Here is an 18,877-nt window from a genome sequence, read left to right as displayed (position 1 = left end):
TTCTATTATAAATTAAAGTGTGTTCTCTATTAGCAAATGTAATTATTTTATTTTAATGTCCAATATATCTTATTCTAAAAATAATCAATTTCATTTTATTTTATTTTATTACTTTAATGCTGATTGAACTTTTATCTATCTTTGAAAAAAATTAATTAAGCATATTAATTTATGAATAAAATAACTATTGCAATAGACGGATACTCATCATGTGGCAAGAGTACAATGGCAAAAGATCTTGCCAAAGAAATTGGATACATATATATAGATAGTGGAGCAATGTACAGATGTGTTACACTATTTGCTCTTAAAAACAATATATTCAAAGGTAATGAGATTGATTCAGAAAGATTAAAAGGACTTCTTGATAGTATAAAAATCTCATTTATCCTGGATGAGCAGAGCAAGAAACCACTTACTTGCCTTAATGGAGTCGTAGTTGAGGATAAGATACGCAGCATGGAGGTCTCGTCACATGTAAGTCCTATTGCGACCCTTGCCTTTGTCCGTGAAGAGTTGGTAAGACAACAGCAGCAGATGGGCAAAGAAAAAGGGATAGTAATGGACGGAAGAGATATAGGTACTGTAGTTTTCCCTGATGCCGAACTAAAGATTTTTGTTACAGCATCGCCTGAGATTAGAGCACAGAGGAGATATGATGAGCTGAAAGAGAAAAATCAGGAGGCTTCATTTGATGAAATTCTAAAAAATGTAATTGAGAGAGACTATATTGATGAACATAGAGAGGTAAGCCCATTAAGAAAAGCTGATGATGCTATAGTTCTGGATAACTCAAATATCACTATAGAGCAACAGAAAGAGTGGCTTCTCAATAAATATAAAGAGGTGGCTAAGGTATGAATGTTGAAATTGATAAAGGATCAGGATTCTGTTTTGGGGTAACTACGGCCATAAACAAAGCAGAGGAGGAGCTTGCCCAAGGTGAGGTCTTATACTGCCTTGGAGATATAGTTCACAATGGACAAGAGTGTGAAAGGCTTAAGGAAATGGGACTTATTACAATAGATCATAACATGTTTGAAAAGCTTCATGATGCTAAAGTTCTTCTAAGAGCTCATGGTGAACCTCCATCAACTTATCAAATTGCAAAAAAGAATAATATTAAGCTGATAGATGCCACATGCCCTGTTGTTCTCAGATTACAGAAGAGAATAAAAAAACAATTTGATGATCAGGTTGTAGAAGATAAAGATGTTCAGATTGTTATTTATGGAAAGAGCGGACATGCAGAGGTATTGGGACTTGTGGGGCAGACAAAAGGTGAGGCTATAGTTATTGAGAGCCTTAAGGAAGCTGAATCATTGGACTTTACAAGAGATATAAGACTATATTCACAGACTACAAAATCACTTAATGAATTCTGGCTGATAATAGAGTACATTAAGAAGAATATAATCCCACCTGCAACCTTTGAATATTATGATACGATATGCCGACAAGTTGCAAACAGGATGCCTAACATTAGAGATTTTGCAGCTTCACACGAACTTATATTTTTCGTGTGCGGGAAAAAAAGTTCTAATGGAAAAATTCTGTTCAACGAATGCAAGAAAATTAACAAGAACTCTTACTTAATTGATGGCCCTGAAGAAATTGACAGATCTTTGTTAGAAGGTGTTAAATCTGTCGGAATATGTGGTGCAACATCTACACCTAAATGGTTAATGGAGAGGTGCAAAGAGGCAATCCTTGAGGATTTATCAAATATAAAAAAATAAAAATCAATTCCTTTATTTAGCTTTTTGCTATCTTTGGGACTTAAAACAATAAGATACATATGGCAACTATAAAATGTATTGGAATTTTGACCTCTGGAGGTGATGCCCCAGGTATGAATGCTGCTATTAGAGCGGTTACACGAGCAGCAATCTATAATGGGCTGAAAGTGAAAGGTATTTATCGTGGGTATAAAGGATTGGTTACTGGAGAAATTCAGGAATTTAAGACTCAGAATGTAAGTAATATTATACAACTTGGTGGAACAATCCTTAAGACAGCTAGATGCGTTGAGTTCACAACTCCTGAAGGAAGAGAATTAGCCTACCAAAACATGAAGAAAGAGGAGATTGATGCTCTTGTTATAATTGGGGGAGATGGTTCACTTACCGGTGCAAGAATATTCGCTCAAGAATTTGATGTTCCTTGTATAGGCCTACCCGGTACAATAGACAATGACCTCTATGGAACAGACACTACAATTGGATATGACACAGCTTTGAATACGATACTTGATGCTGTAGATAAGATAAGAGATACAGCTACTTCACACGAACGTCTCTTCTTTGTTGAGGTGATGGGAAGAGATGCAGGATTCCTTGCTTTGAACGGAGCTATTGCTGCTGGAGCGGAAGCTGCTATCATACCTGAGTTCAGCACAGAAGTAGACCAATTGGAAGAGTTCATAAAAAATGGATTCCGTAAATCTAAAAGTAGTAGTATAGTACTTGTAGCAGAGAGCGAATTGACAGGAGGTGCTATGCATTACGCTGAACGTGTAAAAAATGAATATCCTCAATATGATGTTCGTGTAACTATATTGGGACATCTGCAAAGAGGTGGTAGCCCTACTGCACACGATAGAATAATTGCAAGCAGAATGGGTGTGGCAAGTATTCAGGCTCTACTGGAAGGACAAAGAAATGTTATGATAGGTATCGAAAACGATAAAATCGTATATGTACCATTCACTAAAGCCATCAAGAATGACAAACCTATTGATAAAGAACTTGTAAATGTTTTGCGTGAATTATCAATCTGATAAATACGTTTTACAATAAATATGAGAAAGCCCGAAAGTAAACTTTCGGGCTTTCTCATGACTATTATTTGCCAAATGATTCTTTGTAATATCTGTCTAGAAGATCTTTAGCTGCAATGAATGAGGTAAGCTTTCCACTTAGTACATCATTTTCCTTCTCAGCAAGCATAGACTTTATAGTATCATTATTATAAAAGCTGTCACGGAGATGCTCATTTATTGTCTCGTACATCCAATATTTGGCTTGTTCATTTCTTCTATATTCGAAGTATCCATTTGATTTCACAAAATCAAAGTATTCGTATATCATATCCCATATCTCCTTTATTCCTAATCCATAGAAACCTGAGTATGTAAGGACTTTAGGTTCCCATCCAGAATCAGGAGTAGGAAAAAGATGTAATGCATTCTTAAAATGATTGGCTGCCAATTTTGCTTTCTCAATATTGCTTCCATCAGCCTTGTTTATAACTATGCCATCGGCCATCTCCATTATACCTCTCTTGATACCCTGAAGTTCGTCGCCTGTTCCCGCAAGTTGTATAAGTAAGAAAAAATCAACCATTGAATGAACCGCTGTCTCGCTCTGCCCTACACCCACTGTCTCAACAAAGATCTTATCAAAGCCAGCAGCTTCACAAAGTATTATGGTCTCACGAGTTTTCCTAGCTACACCACCTAATGATCCTGCTGAAGGGCTAGGACGTATAAATGAATCAGGGTGTACAGATAAAGTCTCCATTCTCGTTTTATCACCCAAAATGCTACCTTTAGAGCGTTCACTGCTTGGATCAATAGCCAGCACAGCCAACTTTCCTCCTTTTTCAAGAACATGAGTTCCGAAAACATCTATTGAGGTACTTTTACCGGCTCCCGGAACTCCGCTTATTCCTATTCTCATTGAATTGCCAGAATAAGGAAGGCATTTCTCAATAACCTCCTGAGCCAATGACTGATGCTCCGGGAGAACGCTCTCTATAAGTGTTACCGCCCTACTAAGAATGGTTATATTACCTTTTGTTATACCTTCTACATAGTCCGACACAGAAAGCTCAGTCCTCTTTATCCTCTTACGTTTTTTGAGATATGGGTTAACCAAAGATGGCTGCTCAATGCCGGCATTAACTGCAAGTCCTTTATACTTATCATTGTTTTCAGGATGTTCCATAGCTATTGCTTTAGAGTTGTTTTCACCTTGATTATTATTTTCGGATTCTTAGGATCATTTGTAATCATCAAAATACGAGGTGTTCCTTTTATTTTGCTGAGGTTGCGCCCAAACACAACAATCTTTAATCTTGTCACACCTTTAGGTTTCAATACACGTTTATCCAACTGTACACCTAAAGCTGAATTAAATACCTGTAAATCTCTAATTTCAAGATCCGAGTGACCATTATTCTTCAACAATATGGTATATGTTTTCCTCTGCTTAGAATTTATCACACCCATATTTACCTCCATTGATGATATGTTTATCGCAGGAGGATTATTCTTAAACTCTTCACTAAGCTTAGAGAAATTAGGGAGAAGGACAATAGAAACAGGAATTTCATTCTCTTGGCTTACCTTATCACCAGGGAATCGGGCAAGGTAAACAGGAGCTGTAGTAAGACCGAAATCTTTTAGTTTTCTCGTATCTAGAGTTATGATAATTTTTCCTGTCTCATTACGTAAAATTCTCTCTGGAACAGCTTTAGCCGACAGGTATGATGGTAGATGCATTAATACCGGCGAGTAAGGTTTATTTGAGTTGTTTGCCAGATTAATTTCCACTACCGGACTCTCACCTCTGTTTATATCGTCAAAAGTTATCTCATCACGATCCATTAGGATTGAACCTATCTTATAAGGGAAATTATTTGAATAGTCTTTTATTTCAGTTGTGACTTCTCCTTTTATGGAAAGATATATTGGCATATTAGATGCATTTGAATAAACACCAATGCTCTTATTGAAACGACCTAAAGATTTAGCATCGAAAGTAGATGAGATAGTGCCGCTCTGTCCAGGAAGGATAGGACTTTTTGTCCAATCAACAACTGTACATCCGCAAGATGAGGTAACATTTGACAAAACAAGAGGCTTATCGCCGCTATTCGTTATTGAGAATGTAGCTGTAGCAGGTTTCTTCCATAGTACTTCACCCAAATCATATGCTTTCTTATCAAAATCTATTTTTGCTTGGGCTATTGCAGTTGATGTACTCAGAGAAATTATTGTAAATATAGAGAGTAGATATTTCATATTTATCATTTATTTGCTTAGAGCAAAGATAAATATATTTCATTTAAAAGAGGAACTTATTCATTAAAGACTTTCCTACAAAAAACTATATTATTCTAATTATATATAATATGTACTATTCACTAAACAATAGCTTTATTAAATAGGACTTTAGTTATGCAAGAAGAGTCATGCTTATTTATAAGATATAAAATAGTGAATAACATTTTATTCAATAAACGCATTTTGTGTTAATTTTTTAATATATCTTTGCAGCACAACAGATTACAATAATTAAAAAATATGAAAACATTTAGCAAACATCTATTCGTTTTAATAGCTACTATGATGCTATTCACAATGAGTTCTTGCGATGATAAAGAGGAGTTGGAATATAACCTGCCTGGAACATGGTACACTGAGGAAAATATTGACTTCGGTGCAGATGTATGGGGAAGTGGAACTATAATGACTTTCAATCAAAATCATCAAGGTACAATAGGTACATCAACAGACTACCTTGTGTTTGAATGGCGTTGGCTAACCGGATATAAATATGACACAACTATGGAACTTCATTTTATTAATGATGGATCTTATGCATATATTGAGGGTGCTGAAGCAGGTTCAAGAACATTCTCCGGTGTTTGGTACAACTCTTACGATGATTTCGTAGATGGAGCATATGGACAATATTTCTTTATGAGAAGAGCAAACTAATTTTGCATCATTAATTGATAATATTACTGATATAAGTACCATTAATTTTAAATCTTAGAAAGAAATTTAATTGTATCCTTTTCTTTTTTGACAATTAATGGTTTAGCATAAAAAGATGAATCCCGGAAATAATATTCCGGGATTCATCTTTTTTATATATAGGAGCTAACTACTCAACATTTAAAGTCTGTGATGAAGAAAAAGATCTTAGCATAGGAAAATATGCAGATTCAGCAATTGTCAGACCTGATTTAAAAGTGCCTCTCTTGGTTATATATACATCATAACTTAAGGTATGAATACCTTTGCCTAGTTTATCAACAAATAGATTCACAGATGCATTTCTAACCTGCTTGTTGTAAAGCATTCCATCACTCCATAATACAGAAGATAGCTGTTCTCTTGGCTGCATACATGAGTACAAAGGGTCCTTTATCTGAACAAAGTCCATATAAGCAGGTGAATCTATTATCAGTTGTACTCTTATCACATCACCAACTTTAAGAACAGTATTCTCATCTATCACTTTATCACCAAGATAGAGACGTCTTTTAATAGAAAGTCCTGTTGAAGCTTCTCTTAATGTATCTACCTTCTCTAATCCTTGCATATAAATAGCTCCATAGCTAAGTCCAGGATATGTTTTCTCTATACTAATGTTGCTTACACTATTGACAATATCTCTCTTTATATATCCCAGAGGTACATTTTTATCAACAACAAAACTTTCTTTGCCAACATTAATCTTTATAAATCCACTTCCTGATTTATCAGAAGTCACATCTTCATCACCAAGCAATGCATAAATAGCATTTGTGATTGCCATATTGGAACTCCAACTCTGTATACCCTTAACAGCAATAAGCCACTGTTTCATCTGACTTATATAATCTTCTTTACCTGAAGAAAGTTTAAGAGCCTCTATAGTACTTACCACTGAAGGGATAATATTCGAAGAATAGGTATATTTTGCCTTCTTTGTATCAAAGTATCTTCCCATATCTTTTGTATATCTAGTATATTGAAGAAGAGAGTTTATAAAGTCCTCTGCATCACTCTTAGCACCCGATTTATAGAATATAACAGCGGCAAGGCTCTTCTGGTATATATCAAGTGATGAAGCACTATCTTTAAGTTTGTCTATGAAATACGAATTAACCTTTTCATCATATTTCAATGACTTGTCAAGATTTGAAAGATAAAGATACTTAACTAACCATTGTGGCATATCATATCCCTCTGCTGCACTTCCACTCTTCTTTATATCATTTTTGTAACATTTCTCAGCCTCATCTTTAAGGTAATTAAATGCGGAAAGATACATCCTATTGATTTCACCACTAAATTCTTCACCTGTTAGTATCTTTATCCTAACCAAAGCCTCCAGTATATCAGATGTAACAGATATGTTTCCGCTCATACTCTTATACCAGCTCCAGCTACCATCATTATTTTGAAGATCAGAAAGATGCTGTGCAGCTATCTCTCTGTTATAATTGATAAAGTTCAGATCAGCAATCTGAGAGAGCATTTTTCTCTGGCTCTCCTCTTTATTGGCCTGAGCTACCCAAGGTGTCTCAGAGAGAATAATCTCCTTCAACTCCTGGTTCTTCTGCAGTTCACTTAACACCATATCATCCTGGACAGCCTCAGGTGTAGATTTATATGCAGATGATAGATTATGAATAGCAGGATTATTTTTCAGAATATACTCATTTACAAAAGACGCATATAACGAAGTTGCCCATGAATAAGCTGAATTATCCCTTGGAGTTATAATACCAGGTATCGACTGAACTACATGCCATATAGGATTGGCTGTTACCTCGAGAACAATCTTTTTATCCTTCGATGGTGTAACGCTGAAATTGTATTTGCCCTTGTCGGACATTATCATTGGAACAGACTCTGTAACCATCTCTTTATCCGATAAAATAGGCACAAAGTTCTGTTCTCCATCCGAGAACTTCTTGCATTTACCTATGATACGACAGATAAGCATTGAATAGTTCTCAGGAACTGTGTATTCAAACTGATAAGTTTTCATATCACCTTCATGAACGTCAAACTCATGAACTGAAGAGAAGACAACTTTATTTGTTGCAGGCTCAATCATTTCAATCGACAAATCACCTTTAGCCACTCTATCTTTCAGGTTGGTAACCGATACAGGAATTACACATCTGTCCCCACTTCTAAGGAAACGAGGAAGCTCGGGTCTTACCATAAAATCTTTAAACGACACAATGTCTGCATCTATCAAACCTGAATATACATCTTCGGTATGTGCAAATCCGGTAAAGTGCCATTTAGTAAGAGACTCAGGTAAAGTGAAGGAGATTTTTACTACTCCATTCTTATCAGTATTCATAAGTGGATAGAAGAATGCAGTCTCCGAAAAATCTTTGCGTACTGTCACAGTAGATTCATCTCCAGAACGAGACATGATAGCTTTAGGTTTCATCATAGATGACATATCCATCTTATTAACTGATAACATAGAAACACCCATTGCAGATTTTTCATATCTTACAGGAGAAAAGACTCTTTCATTACCGTTAATGTAAGGGAGATCAAGATATGAAAACTCTTGTCTGTAGTCTCTGTTATATGATACATTCTCGGCAATATTAAAGAAACATGACTCACCTTGGAAAGAACTAAATGGATATCTATATATATCCCTTGTATAGAAAATGCCAAAGTTCCATCTATCTTTATATATCTCATCTAAAGAGGCATCATACATTGTACACATCAGTTGTGCATCTGCAGCTTTTCCATCGGGATATGTTATTTCTAATTTCCATTCCTCCTTCTTTCCTGGCTGAAGTTTATCCCTGAATGTCTCCCAACGCAGTAATAGTTCCTTTGAAGGATACGGTTTTACAATCTCCTTACTATAGGTATATATATTACCATCCTTTACAAATGCAATGCTTATCTCAACTCCATCTCCATACTCTTTTTTGTAACTGCAATCCATATTAATTATACTATCAGATACCGAGTATACCTTATCCTCAATAATCTTGTCTTTAGCTAAAATGCTATAATAAATATCTGCATCTTTCTTACTTGTTCCAAAAGATAATAGTGAGCCCTCAGCACCATCATCATATATCCAAAAGTTGCTATCAATTGGTGGGCGGCTATCACTCTTTGAGAACAATGTGACATTATTACTATACTGAACCTCTCTGTTATTGCTATCAAAAGATTGAAGAACTATTCTATATCTACCACTCTGCAAATTCTTAGCCCAGTCCATATCTAATTTAACATTCGCTTTTTCTGTTCTATCTAATACAAGGAGTGAATCTTTACCCTCTTCTCTTATTTTATAGAGTTTCAGCAACACTTTTGAATCAATCTCCTCTCCAGATAAGTTCTTCACTCTATATACAACACTGTCACTGCTCTCTTTTAATACTATATCTTTTAATCCTTCACAGTCAATAACCAAAGATGATGACCCATAAGGGATGGAAATACTATTCTCAACACTCTCACCCGATTTATCTGTAGCAACAGCAGATAAAACATATTGCCTATACCAATATTTTGAAAGTTTATCTTCATTCTCACTAATAGTTATAGGAATAGAAAAATAGCCCTTTTCATCGCTCTTTATCTCTTTCTCTTCTATTGGTTCAGCATTTCTCATATAGAGTGGTGCATTGCTTATCTTATATTTCACAGAAACATTTGGCAAAGCTATTCCCCATAAGGTCTTTACATAACCAACTACATTCACAGTATCTCCTATAGCAAATGACTCCTTTATTGGCATAAACTCAACCTGGAAAGAGGGACTCTTGTACTCCTCTACCATAAAAGATGTCTCACATGATATAACCTTAATACAGAAACGTCCATTAAGTGATGCATTTGGCAAATTAAAACGGCCACTAAATGCTCCATACTTATCAGTAGTAACGTTTATAGAGCTTATAGCTACATGATTAGCATCAGAAAGAGTGACTTCATACTCCTTCAACGGCAACACCTTACTTGAATCATCAACTTGAGTATATGCAAATCCACTGAAATTTACTGTTTGACCAGGCTTGTATATAGAGCGGTCAGTAAATAGAGCTACCCTCTCTTTCTTATAGTCAGTAAAACTTCTATATACATCAGAGTTGAAGTTGGTCAGTTCCATAGAAATGTCTTTGCCCTTAGTTATATTATATTTCCTAAATTCACGGTTTGAATCAATGTATATTATTCCATCAGAACCACTTTTTATTTTTTTGAACAGCTGAAGTTTTCTTTTTTCAGCACTCTCTGAATAGATATTGAAATCAGCATCTTCAACCGGCTTACCATTCAATGCATCTAAAATTACAACTCTTGTCTTATCTCCTGGAAGTGCCTGAATAAATGGCAAAAAAGAAGTAACAGTTATAATCCTACCATCCTTTACTCCATTCTCTGTCTGGAGTTCTAGATAATATAATCCAGGATTATCAATCCTAATTGCTACCTCTTCATTATGAAACTTATAGTCATTGAATTTGGTTAGATTATAGACATTACTATTTACCAATGAACCCTTCTTCTTTATTATATCACGAGTATCAGGGTTATTATAGATATCTATAGGTGTAATGGAAGAGTCCATGCTATACAGATTCATCTTCATGGATGTTACATTACGATACGAAACCTGCAACTTATTTTCCACTCCTGCGTAGAGATTATTTGTAGAGGCAGATAATGATTCACTTAGTATATCTTTCTCTCTATCTTTTATATATCCAATCCTTACATATCCAGGATATTCAGCGACAGTGCTTCTTATCAGCTTCAATGCCTCTACATAATCTTCATTAGAATATTTATTGTCTATCAATATAGAGCTAGCATATGCAGATGAGACCTGCTGAGAATTCTCCTTAATAAGTTTTTCCAGGCTATTAGATACATTAGAATCATTATATCCTTTGACATAGTATTTCAGTTCATTAAGAAGGTCTGAAGCAGTTATTATCCAGGCATCAACCATGCCAATCCTCTTATATTGACGAAGAAGAGTCTGATATATTATTAAATATTGCCTTGAAAGATCCTTATCAGAGCTGGGTACAATCTCTAGTTTTTCGAAATCTGAGATACTATTTATTTTATAGTCTAATATTTTCTTCCTATCCCAGGATGAGTTATTCATTCTATTAATGCTCTTGAGATTAATATCAGCTATTATATGCAACAAATTATTCTTGAAGTATTTTTCACTAATATCTCCGCTTTTGATTATGGGCTTATATGTATCACCTGAGAGTTCTACTACTTTGGAAGCATCTCTCATAGAGTTAACTATATACACTAAGGCTTTGTCCGGATCTGAGTCTGACTTAATCCTAGCTAGAATAGAATACAGCAACGCTTTCTCTTCTATTTTGCTAGACTCAGAAGCAAGCTTCTCAAGTGATGTTATATCTTTATTCAAACTATCAGCTGATATCTCCTCTCTATATTGCATTGCAGTAAGAAAAGACTTTATTATCTGTGAGCTGTTCTTTTCCTGACATGCCTTATCAAATATGACATAAGCTTGATTTATAACAGACTGTGGCAAGTCTTTCTTTTGATACTCTGAAATATTACGCCACATCTTATCATAGCTTTGAGCAAAGCTACTTGTGCAGAATATCAGCAATGAAATAAATAAAATTGAAAAAGGGTGTCTCATAATAGTGTAATTAATATTACTGCTAACAAATTAAGCAATTATTGTAATATGGTTTCATATTAATCAGATAAAATTATTTAAAAGCACTAGCTAAGGCTATATAAATAAAGCAGGCCATATCAATCTCAAAATGAGTTAAATATGGCCTGCTATTTATATATTTTATATTTATTCTATCTCTATCCTATTATTTTACAGGAACATTTTCAAGAGTAGCTACAAGAAAATCATAGAACTTCTGTACAGTTGGAATATTGCAACGTTCATCAGGTGAGTGAGGTGAACGAAGTGTAGGTCCAAATGAAATCATATCAAGTCCTGGCATTACAGCACCGATGATGCCACATTCCAATCCTGCATGAATAACTTTGACTGCAGGCTCTACACCGAATTGTTCTTTGTAAGACTCACGCATTGCAGCTAGAATTGGAGAATCAACGTTTGGTTCCCAACCGGAATATGCTCCACTTCTAACTACCTCCATACCAGCCATTGAGAAACAGCTTTCAAGAGTTGTATTAAGATAATCTTTCATAGAATCTCTGGAGCTTCTAGAAAGAATCTTGATTTCTGCTTTACCGCCACCTATAGTAACAATAGCAAGGTTTGAAGATGTCTCAACAATATCAGGGATAGTAGGAATCATTCTCATTACTCCGTCGTGACAAGCGTAGATGGCATCAACTAAGTTATCTCTGATCTCATCTGGGACCATCATTTTTGGAAGTTCAACTTTTTCAGCCTTGAAACTTATAGGAGTCTCAGTAGCATGGAACTCTTCATTCCAGGTAGTCTCACACTCATTAACGTAATCCAAGAAATCATTTTCTTCGCTAGCAGGTATAGTAACCACAACTTCGCACTCTCTTGGTATGGCATTGCGCATATTACCACCATTCCATGATACCAAGCAAGCCTCATCATATGCAATAACCTGATTTACGAATCTAACCATCAACTTATTTGCGTTTGCACGACCTTGGTTAATCTCCAATCCTGAGTGACCACCTCTAAGACCTTTAAGAACAACCTTAAAAGCGATATCCTCTGGATCTGTTTCTACCTCTTTGTATTGAATAGTAGCTGTCAGATCTTCACCTCCGGCACAACCAATATATAGTTCACCCTCATCTTCAGAGTCTAGATTAAGAAGAATCTCTCCGTCCAGTTCTCCTGCTTTCAGTCCAAAAGCTCCATACATTCCGGTCTCTTCATCAGCAGTGATTAAAGCCTCTATAGGACCATGTTTGATCTCTTTCGATTCCATTACAGCCATGATAGCAGCAACACCCATACCATTATCTGATCCAAGAGTAGTGCCTTTAGCCTTTACCCACTCTCCGTCAACAAAAGTCTCGATAGGGTCTTTTACAAAATCGTGAACTGTATCATTATTCTTCTGAGGAACCATATCCATATGAGCCTGAAGAATAACTTTTTTTCTGTTTTCCATACCTGCAGTGGCAGGTTTTTTATAGATAATATTGCCCGCTTCATCCAGAAGAGTTTCCACGCCAATACTTTTTCCAAAGTCTAAAAGAAACTTCTGAATCTTCTCTAGATGCCCTGATGGACGAGGTACCTGAGTCAATGAATAGAAGTGTTTCCACACATTTTGTGGAGCCAATGAAAGAATTGTACTCATAATTTTTTATTTTTATTTGTAAGTGGCAGTGCCACCAATCCATAGATACCTAACAAAATTAGCAAAAACGTTTGTATACCATGCACTAAAAGTGCAAAAATTCCTGAATCCTCCTTGCCCACTCCATAAAGTACCATCATTGTTATAACAGCAAAATGCCAAGGGCCGGCACCATTAGGAGTTGGTACAACGACAGCAATACTTCCAACAGCAAACATCACAAGTCCTGCCATAATGCTCAAATTACTAGAGAAGTCAAAGCAGAAGAAAGAGAGATAAAACTGGAAGAAGTAAGATGCCCATATTGCTACTGTGTATAGTATAAACAGATTGATATTCTTTACATCCTTCAAAGAGATTATGCCTAACCAGATATTGCTGATTATACCTTTTATCTTGGCAAACATAGCTACGTTCTTTACCAAAAAGTAAAAGAGTACAAATATGGCAACAATACAAGCCAACGTAATATAGAAATTGGATGATGACAAGATACTCTCAATAACATCCGATTTTGTTCCCGTCTTTGTAAAGAAGGTCAGAAAGATATTAGTCTGCATAAGTACAGCCACAGCTGTAATTATAACAACACATAATGTATCAATAAGTCTCTCCGTAACTACTGTTCCAAGTGACTTTGCAAATGATACATTATCATATTTCGCCAATACGCCACATCGTGAAATCTCTCCAACACGTGGAATTACAAGATTGGCTGCATACGAAATGAAAATTGAATTGACACAATTGGAGGTCTTTGGATATTCATTAAGAGGTGCCAAAGTCAGTTTCCACCTCATTCCACGAAAGACATGACTTAATACTCCAAATACTAATGACAAGAACATCCACCAATAATTCATGTCATCCTTAAGCACTTCCCATACACGATCAAAATTAAAGCCTTGATACATGTATACCAAAATTATTCCACCTAAAACTATGGGGAATACAATTTGTAGCGCCTTACTAATTATTTTTTTATACTTGATTCTCACAAAATTTATTCAGATATAAAATTTTATAGTAATTTTTTATCGTTATAATAATTACCTTTGTTGCCTGCAAAGATACTATCTTAGCGAAATAAAACTATTTATTAATGAAATAAAATATAACAATGGGATTAGTAAAACCGAAAAAATTTCTAGGTCAGCATTTTCTCAAAGATTTGAATATTGCAAAAGACATAGCAGATACAGTCGACTCATGCCCATCCCTACCTATTTTGGAAGTTGGTCCCGGTATGGGAGTACTTACTCAATACCTCGTTCAGAAAGGAAGAAAAGTTAAAGTTGTAGAACTAGACTTCGAATCCGTAGATTATCTTAAAGAGAACTATCCTCAGCTTCAAGAAGACATAATTGAAAGTGACTTTTTGAAGATGGAACTTGATAAAATATTCGACAATAATCCATTTGTACTCACAGGTAATTATCCATATAACATCTCAAGTCAGATATTCTTCAAGATGCTTGATTACAAAGATCTGATTCCTTGCTGTACCGGAATGATACAAAAAGAGGTAGCAGAGAGAATTGCAGCCGGACCAGGCAGCAAGACCTATGGTATTCTCAGCATCCTAATTCAGGCATGGTATAAAGTAGAATATCTCTTCACTGTACACGAGCATGTTTTCAACCCTCCTCCAAAGGTTAAAAGCGCAGTCATCAGAATGACTCGAAATGAAACTACCGATTTGGGATGCAATGAAAAACTATTCAAACTGATAGTAAAGACAACATTCAATCAAAGAAGAAAGACATTACGTAATTCTATATCATCTATATTAGACAAGCAAAATCCATTAAGTGCAGACCCGATATTCAACAAAAGGCCTGAACAGCTGTCAGTAGAGCAGTTCGTAGAATTAACAAACAGAGTAGAGGATGCTTTAAAGAACAAATAGTTTTGCGATGAATAAGGAAGAGATTGAAGACAAAGTAAAATCACTTATTGAGGATAAGGATTCTGAGAATGTAAAAGAATTATTAAATGGGCTACATCCTGCCGATATAGCTGAACTTTGTAATGATTTGGATACAGAAGATGCCAGGTTCATTTATCTTCTTTTAGATAATGAGACTGCTGCCGATGTCCTCATTGAAATGGACGAAGATGCTAGAAAGAGGTTTCTTGATCTTCTTCCTTCCGAAACTATTGCCAAGAAATTCGTAGACTACATGGATACTGATGATGCTGTTGATATCATCAGAGAAATGGATGAAGAAAAGCAGGAAGAGATTCTATCTCACATTGAAGATATTGAGCAGGCGGGAGATATCGTCGACCTGCTTAAATATGATGAGAATACTGCCGGTGGTTTGATGGGTACAGAAATGGTTGTCGTAAACGAAAACTGGAGTATGCCCGAATGCCTCAAAGAGATGAGGCTACAAGCTGAAGAGATGGACGAGATTTATTATGTCTATGTAGTTGATGATGATGAAAGATTAAGAGGTGTATTCCCTCTCAAAAAGATGATTACAAGTCCCTCTGTTTCTAAAGTGAAGCATGTGATGAAGAAAGATCCTATTTCTGCTCATGTTGATACTAAAATTGAGGAGGTAGTACAGCTTATCGAGAAATATGACCTTGTTGCCGTACCTGTTGTTGACAGTATAGGACGCTTGGTTGGAAGAATCACTGTCGATGACGTTATGGATGAGGTACGTGAACAGGCTGAAAGAGATTATCAGTTGGCTTCAGGTCTTTCTCAGGATGTAGAGACTGACGACTCACTTATGAGGCAAACAACAGCTCGACTACCTTGGCTTCTTATCGGTATGATAGGCGGAATAGGTAACTCAATGATTTTAGGTAATTTCGACAGCACTTTTGCTATGCACCCTGAAATGGCACTCTATATTCCATTAATCGGCGGTACAGGTGGTAATGTAGGAACACAGTCTTCAGCTATTGTTGTTCAAGGCCTAGCCAATAGTTCTCTGGATTCCTCTAATACCTGGAAACAGATCATTAAAGAGGCCATCGTTGCACTTATCAATGCAACAATTATATCAATGCTCGTCTACATATACAATTTTGTACGATTCGGTGCAAATAATACTATATCATACTCCGTTTCTATAAGTTTGTTTGCTGTAGTTATGTTCGCTTCAATTTTCGGAACGCTCGTTCCTATGACTTTGGACAGGCTGAAAATTGATCCTGCAATAGCTACCGGACCATTTATTTCCATAACCAACGACATCATAGGAATGCTAGTTTATATGAGTATAACTGTTCTTTTATCTTAACAGCAGAGGATCATTAGTTATTTCGTCCCATATTAAAAAAAAAAGATATTAATTGCAATTTAATAATTAATTTTATTTAATTTGTATTTTAATATAATTGCATTAACGATATTTTACTCTAAAAATTCTATATGATGGACTCTAATGAAATTAATGATTCTTTAACCGAGGTTCCTGAAGATAAAGCTCCAGAAACATCGGTCTCTCCTATTACAGCAGAAGAGGAAACTCCTGTGCTTGATGTTAAACAGAAAATGGAAAAAATTATTGAGAGGTTAAAAGAGATTAACAATGATCCATGCAACGCTGACAAATCAGAGCTGAATCAATTGAAACAATCTTTTTACAAAACTCTTAAGTATAATCAAGACACCCTCTATAAAGAGTATCTGGAAGCTGGTGGTGCTCCAGAGTCTTACAAAATGGTGGCCAATGATTATGAGAATCAGTTCAAAGAGATCATGAGTTCTATAAAAGAGAAAAGAAATGAAATGTTAGCAGTGGAAGATAAAGACAAGGAAGAAAACCTTAGAAGAAAACTTGAAATTATTGAGAAGTTGAAAGTCTTGTCTGAATCTACAGAAGACTCTAACAGAGCATATAACGAATTAAAGAAACTGCAGCAAGAGTGGAATGAAATAAAGGGTATTCCACAAGCTAAGTCTAATGAGATATGGAATAGCTATCAGATATATGTTGAGAAAATCTACGATATCATTAAGCTAAACAACGAATTTAGAGAATACGACTTCAAGAAAAACCTTGAAATTAAGCTACACCTTTGTGAAGCTGCCGAGAAACTTGAAGACGAAGAGGATGTTATTTCTGCTTTCCACCAACTCCAAAAACTACATCAAGAATTCCGTGAGACAGGACCTGTTTCTAAAGATTTAAGAGAAGATGTGTGGAATAGATTCAAGACTGCTTCTACAGCAGTAAACAAAAGACATCAACAGCACTTCGATGAGTTGAAAGAGAAAGAGCAGAGAAATCTCGATGAAAAGACAGTTATTTGTGAAATAGTAGAGAGCATGGAGTACGATAGTTTCAAGACTTTCCAAGATTGGGATAATAAGACTCAGGAAATACTTGCACTTCAGGCTAAATGGAAAACCATAGGATACGCTCCACAGAAGATGAATGTTAAAATTTTCGAGCGTTTCAGAACAGCTTGCGATGAGTTCTTCTCTAAGAAAGGTGAATTCTTCAAGGGCTTAAAAGAAAACATGTCAAACAATCTCGAGAAGAAGAAAGAATTGTGTGAAAAAGCAGAAGTTCTTAAAGATAGCACTGATTGGAAAGAGACTGCTGCATTACTTACTAATCTCCAGAAAGAGTGGAAGAGCGTAGGACCAGTTCCAAAGAAGCAATCAGATGCTATTTGGAAACGTTTCATCTCTGCTTGCGATTATTTCTTTGCTGAAAAGAATAAGAATAGTTCATCTAAACATTCAGTTGAGATAACCAATTTGGAACTTAAGAAAGAGATTATAGAAAAGCTTAATGCTATCAATGCAAAAGAGGTTGCTGAAGAGAGTGATGAAGAAACAATAAAAGGTCTTATAAAAGAATGGAGCAATGTTGGGCATGTTCCATTTAAAGAGAAAGACAAGTTATATAATAAATATCACGATATTATTGACAAGCTCTTTACTAAATTGAACATATCATCTTCGCAAAAGAAGTTGAGCAGCTTTAAAAACTCAATAAACAATAAAGAATCTAACTTGTATAGAGAAAGGGAGAAGTTGAGCCGCCAATACGAAAACTTGAAAAATGATCTTCAGACTTATGAAAATAATCTTGGATTCTTATCAAGTTCATCAAAGAAAGGTAGTTCATTGCTGACAGAGATGAATCGTAAAGTTGAAAAGCTTAGATCAGATCTTGATCTTATACTTGAAAAGATTGATATTATTGACAGATCTATTCAGGAAGAGATCGATAAAGAAGATAATCAATAAATCATACTATATGAATTTAAAATGGAGCAGATAATTATCTGCTCCATTTTTTATCTATAAACAATCAGTTATTCAACATTACATAGCCATTCAGATATGTTGCTAAAACAAGCCATACCAAATATGGTATAAACAGTACTGACGATACCTTAGATGGTTTAAAACTGCAGATAATAAAAAGAATAACCACGATGTCAAGTAAGATTATATCTATAAATCCCAGCAAAGGACTCTTCATATAAAAGAATAAAATACTCCACAAGAAATTAAACAGAATCTGGGAAGACCATAAAAATACCAATACAAACTTTTTCTCAGGCTTTTGTAATAGGATATAAGCAAGTGAGATACCAATGCAGATATATAGTAAAGTCCAGACAATAGGAAATACAAAACCAGGAGGAGTAAGAACTGATTTCTCAAGTGTGGGATACCAAGAAATCATAGATTCTGTCTGAAACATACTTGAGATAAATCCTATTATCAAACAGAATATAATTGATAGAGAAGAGATTATCCATGCTTTCATATTATACAGATATTTGGTTTAATATATAACAAATACAAATAGGCAAAAGGTCTAAA

13 protein-coding genes are annotated in these 18,877 nt (G+C 35.3%); 7 read left to right on the top strand and 6 right to left on the bottom strand.

Features of this window, described 5'->3' with window-relative positions:
• Window positions 1-171 precede the first annotated feature (171 nt).
• From cmk to pfkA, 3 genes are read left to right on the top strand one after another with little or no spacing between them, the layout of a single operon-like run.
• Window positions 172-861 (top strand): (d)CMP kinase, encoded by a 690-nt coding sequence (gene cmk, locus JCM15092_RS10475; protein WP_024994621.1) that lies wholly within the window; start codon window positions 172-174, stop codon window positions 859-861.
• Window positions 858-1,739 (top strand): 4-hydroxy-3-methylbut-2-enyl diphosphate reductase, encoded by an 882-nt coding sequence (locus JCM15092_RS10470; RefSeq protein WP_024994620.1) that lies wholly within the window; start codon window positions 858-860, stop codon window positions 1,737-1,739. Before cmk ends, JCM15092_RS10470 begins: the two co-directional genes overlap by 4 nt.
• 59 nt (window positions 1,740-1,798) lie before the next feature.
• A complete protein-coding gene (gene pfkA, locus JCM15092_RS10465) occupies window positions 1,799-2,779 on the top strand; it encodes a 6-phosphofructokinase (protein WP_024994619.1) in 981 nt (326 codons plus the stop codon).
• A gap of 64 nt (window positions 2,780-2,843) precedes the next feature.
• On the opposite strand, the gene meaB is transcribed toward pfkA, so the two are convergent.
• Both meaB and JCM15092_RS10455 read right to left on the bottom strand, forming a co-directional pair.
• A complete protein-coding gene (gene meaB / locus JCM15092_RS10460; RefSeq protein WP_024994618.1) occupies window positions 2,844-3,947 on the bottom strand; it encodes a methylmalonyl Co-A mutase-associated GTPase MeaB in 1,104 nt (367 codons plus the stop codon).
• 2 nt (window positions 3,948-3,949) lie between these two features.
• Window positions 3,950-5,026 carry a DUF1573 domain-containing protein gene (locus tag JCM15092_RS10455; RefSeq protein WP_024994617.1) on the bottom strand — a complete coding sequence of 359 codons (1,077 nt, stop codon included), beginning with the start codon at window positions 5,024-5,026 and terminating at the stop codon, window positions 3,950-3,952.
• A gap of 282 nt (window positions 5,027-5,308) precedes the next feature.
• On the opposite strand from JCM15092_RS10455, the gene JCM15092_RS10450 reads away from it, so the two are divergent.
• Window positions 5,309-5,725: a hypothetical protein gene (locus JCM15092_RS10450; protein WP_024994616.1), complete on the top strand. Its 417-nt coding sequence runs from the start codon at window positions 5,309-5,311 to the stop codon at window positions 5,723-5,725.
• A gap of 169 nt (window positions 5,726-5,894) precedes the next feature.
• On the opposite strand, the gene JCM15092_RS10445 is transcribed toward JCM15092_RS10450, so the two are convergent.
• From JCM15092_RS10445 to JCM15092_RS10435, 3 genes are all read right to left on the bottom strand, one after another.
• Entirely contained in the window at window positions 5,895-11,345 is a 5,451-nt protein-coding gene (locus JCM15092_RS10445; RefSeq protein ID WP_024994615.1) for an alpha-2-macroglobulin family protein, read from the bottom strand.
• Between the two features lie 265 nt (window positions 11,346-11,610).
• A complete protein-coding gene (locus JCM15092_RS10440; RefSeq protein ID WP_024994614.1) occupies window positions 11,611-13,068 on the bottom strand; it encodes an aminoacyl-histidine dipeptidase in 1,458 nt (485 codons plus the stop codon).
• The gene (locus JCM15092_RS10435; RefSeq protein ID WP_148296645.1) at window positions 13,065-14,075 is read right to left on the bottom strand and encodes a lysylphosphatidylglycerol synthase transmembrane domain-containing protein; all 1,011 of its coding nucleotides are present in this window, start codon (window positions 14,073-14,075) and stop codon (window positions 13,065-13,067) included. The genes JCM15092_RS10440 and JCM15092_RS10435 overlap by 4 nt, the downstream gene beginning before the upstream one ends.
• 113 nt (window positions 14,076-14,188) lie before the next feature.
• Here JCM15092_RS10435 and rsmA point away from each other — a divergent pair, with 113 nt between their 5' ends.
• The 3 genes from rsmA to JCM15092_RS10420 all read left to right on the top strand — a co-directional run bounded on the left by rsmA (window position 14,189) and on the right by JCM15092_RS10420 (window position 18,292).
• Complete coding sequence (gene rsmA / locus JCM15092_RS10430; protein WP_024994612.1) at window positions 14,189-14,977, top strand: 16S rRNA (adenine(1518)-N(6)/adenine(1519)-N(6))-dimethyltransferase RsmA; 789 nt, start codon at window positions 14,189-14,191, stop codon at window positions 14,975-14,977.
• A gap of 7 nt (window positions 14,978-14,984) precedes the next feature.
• The gene (gene mgtE / locus JCM15092_RS10425) at window positions 14,985-16,328 is read left to right on the top strand and encodes a magnesium transporter (RefSeq protein WP_024994611.1); all 1,344 of its coding nucleotides are present in this window, start codon (window positions 14,985-14,987) and stop codon (window positions 16,326-16,328) included.
• Between the two features lie 134 nt (window positions 16,329-16,462).
• The gene (locus tag JCM15092_RS10420) at window positions 16,463-18,292 is read left to right on the top strand and encodes a DUF349 domain-containing protein (RefSeq protein ID WP_024994610.1); all 1,830 of its coding nucleotides are present in this window, start codon (window positions 16,463-16,465) and stop codon (window positions 18,290-18,292) included.
• A gap of 64 nt (window positions 18,293-18,356) precedes the next feature.
• On the opposite strand, the gene JCM15092_RS10415 is transcribed toward JCM15092_RS10420, so the two are convergent.
• Window positions 18,357-18,821, bottom strand: coding sequence for a TspO/MBR family protein (locus JCM15092_RS10415; protein WP_024994609.1), 465 nt, complete (start codon window positions 18,819-18,821; stop codon window positions 18,357-18,359).
• Between the last annotated feature and the right edge of the window lie 56 nt (window positions 18,822-18,877).

The organism is Phocaeicola paurosaccharolyticus JCM 15092 (genome assembly GCF_000613805.1).
GTDB lineage: Bacteria > Bacteroidota > Bacteroidia > Bacteroidales > Bacteroidaceae > Phocaeicola > Phocaeicola paurosaccharolyticus.
This window is presented reverse-complemented; position numbering and strand designations above follow the sequence as displayed.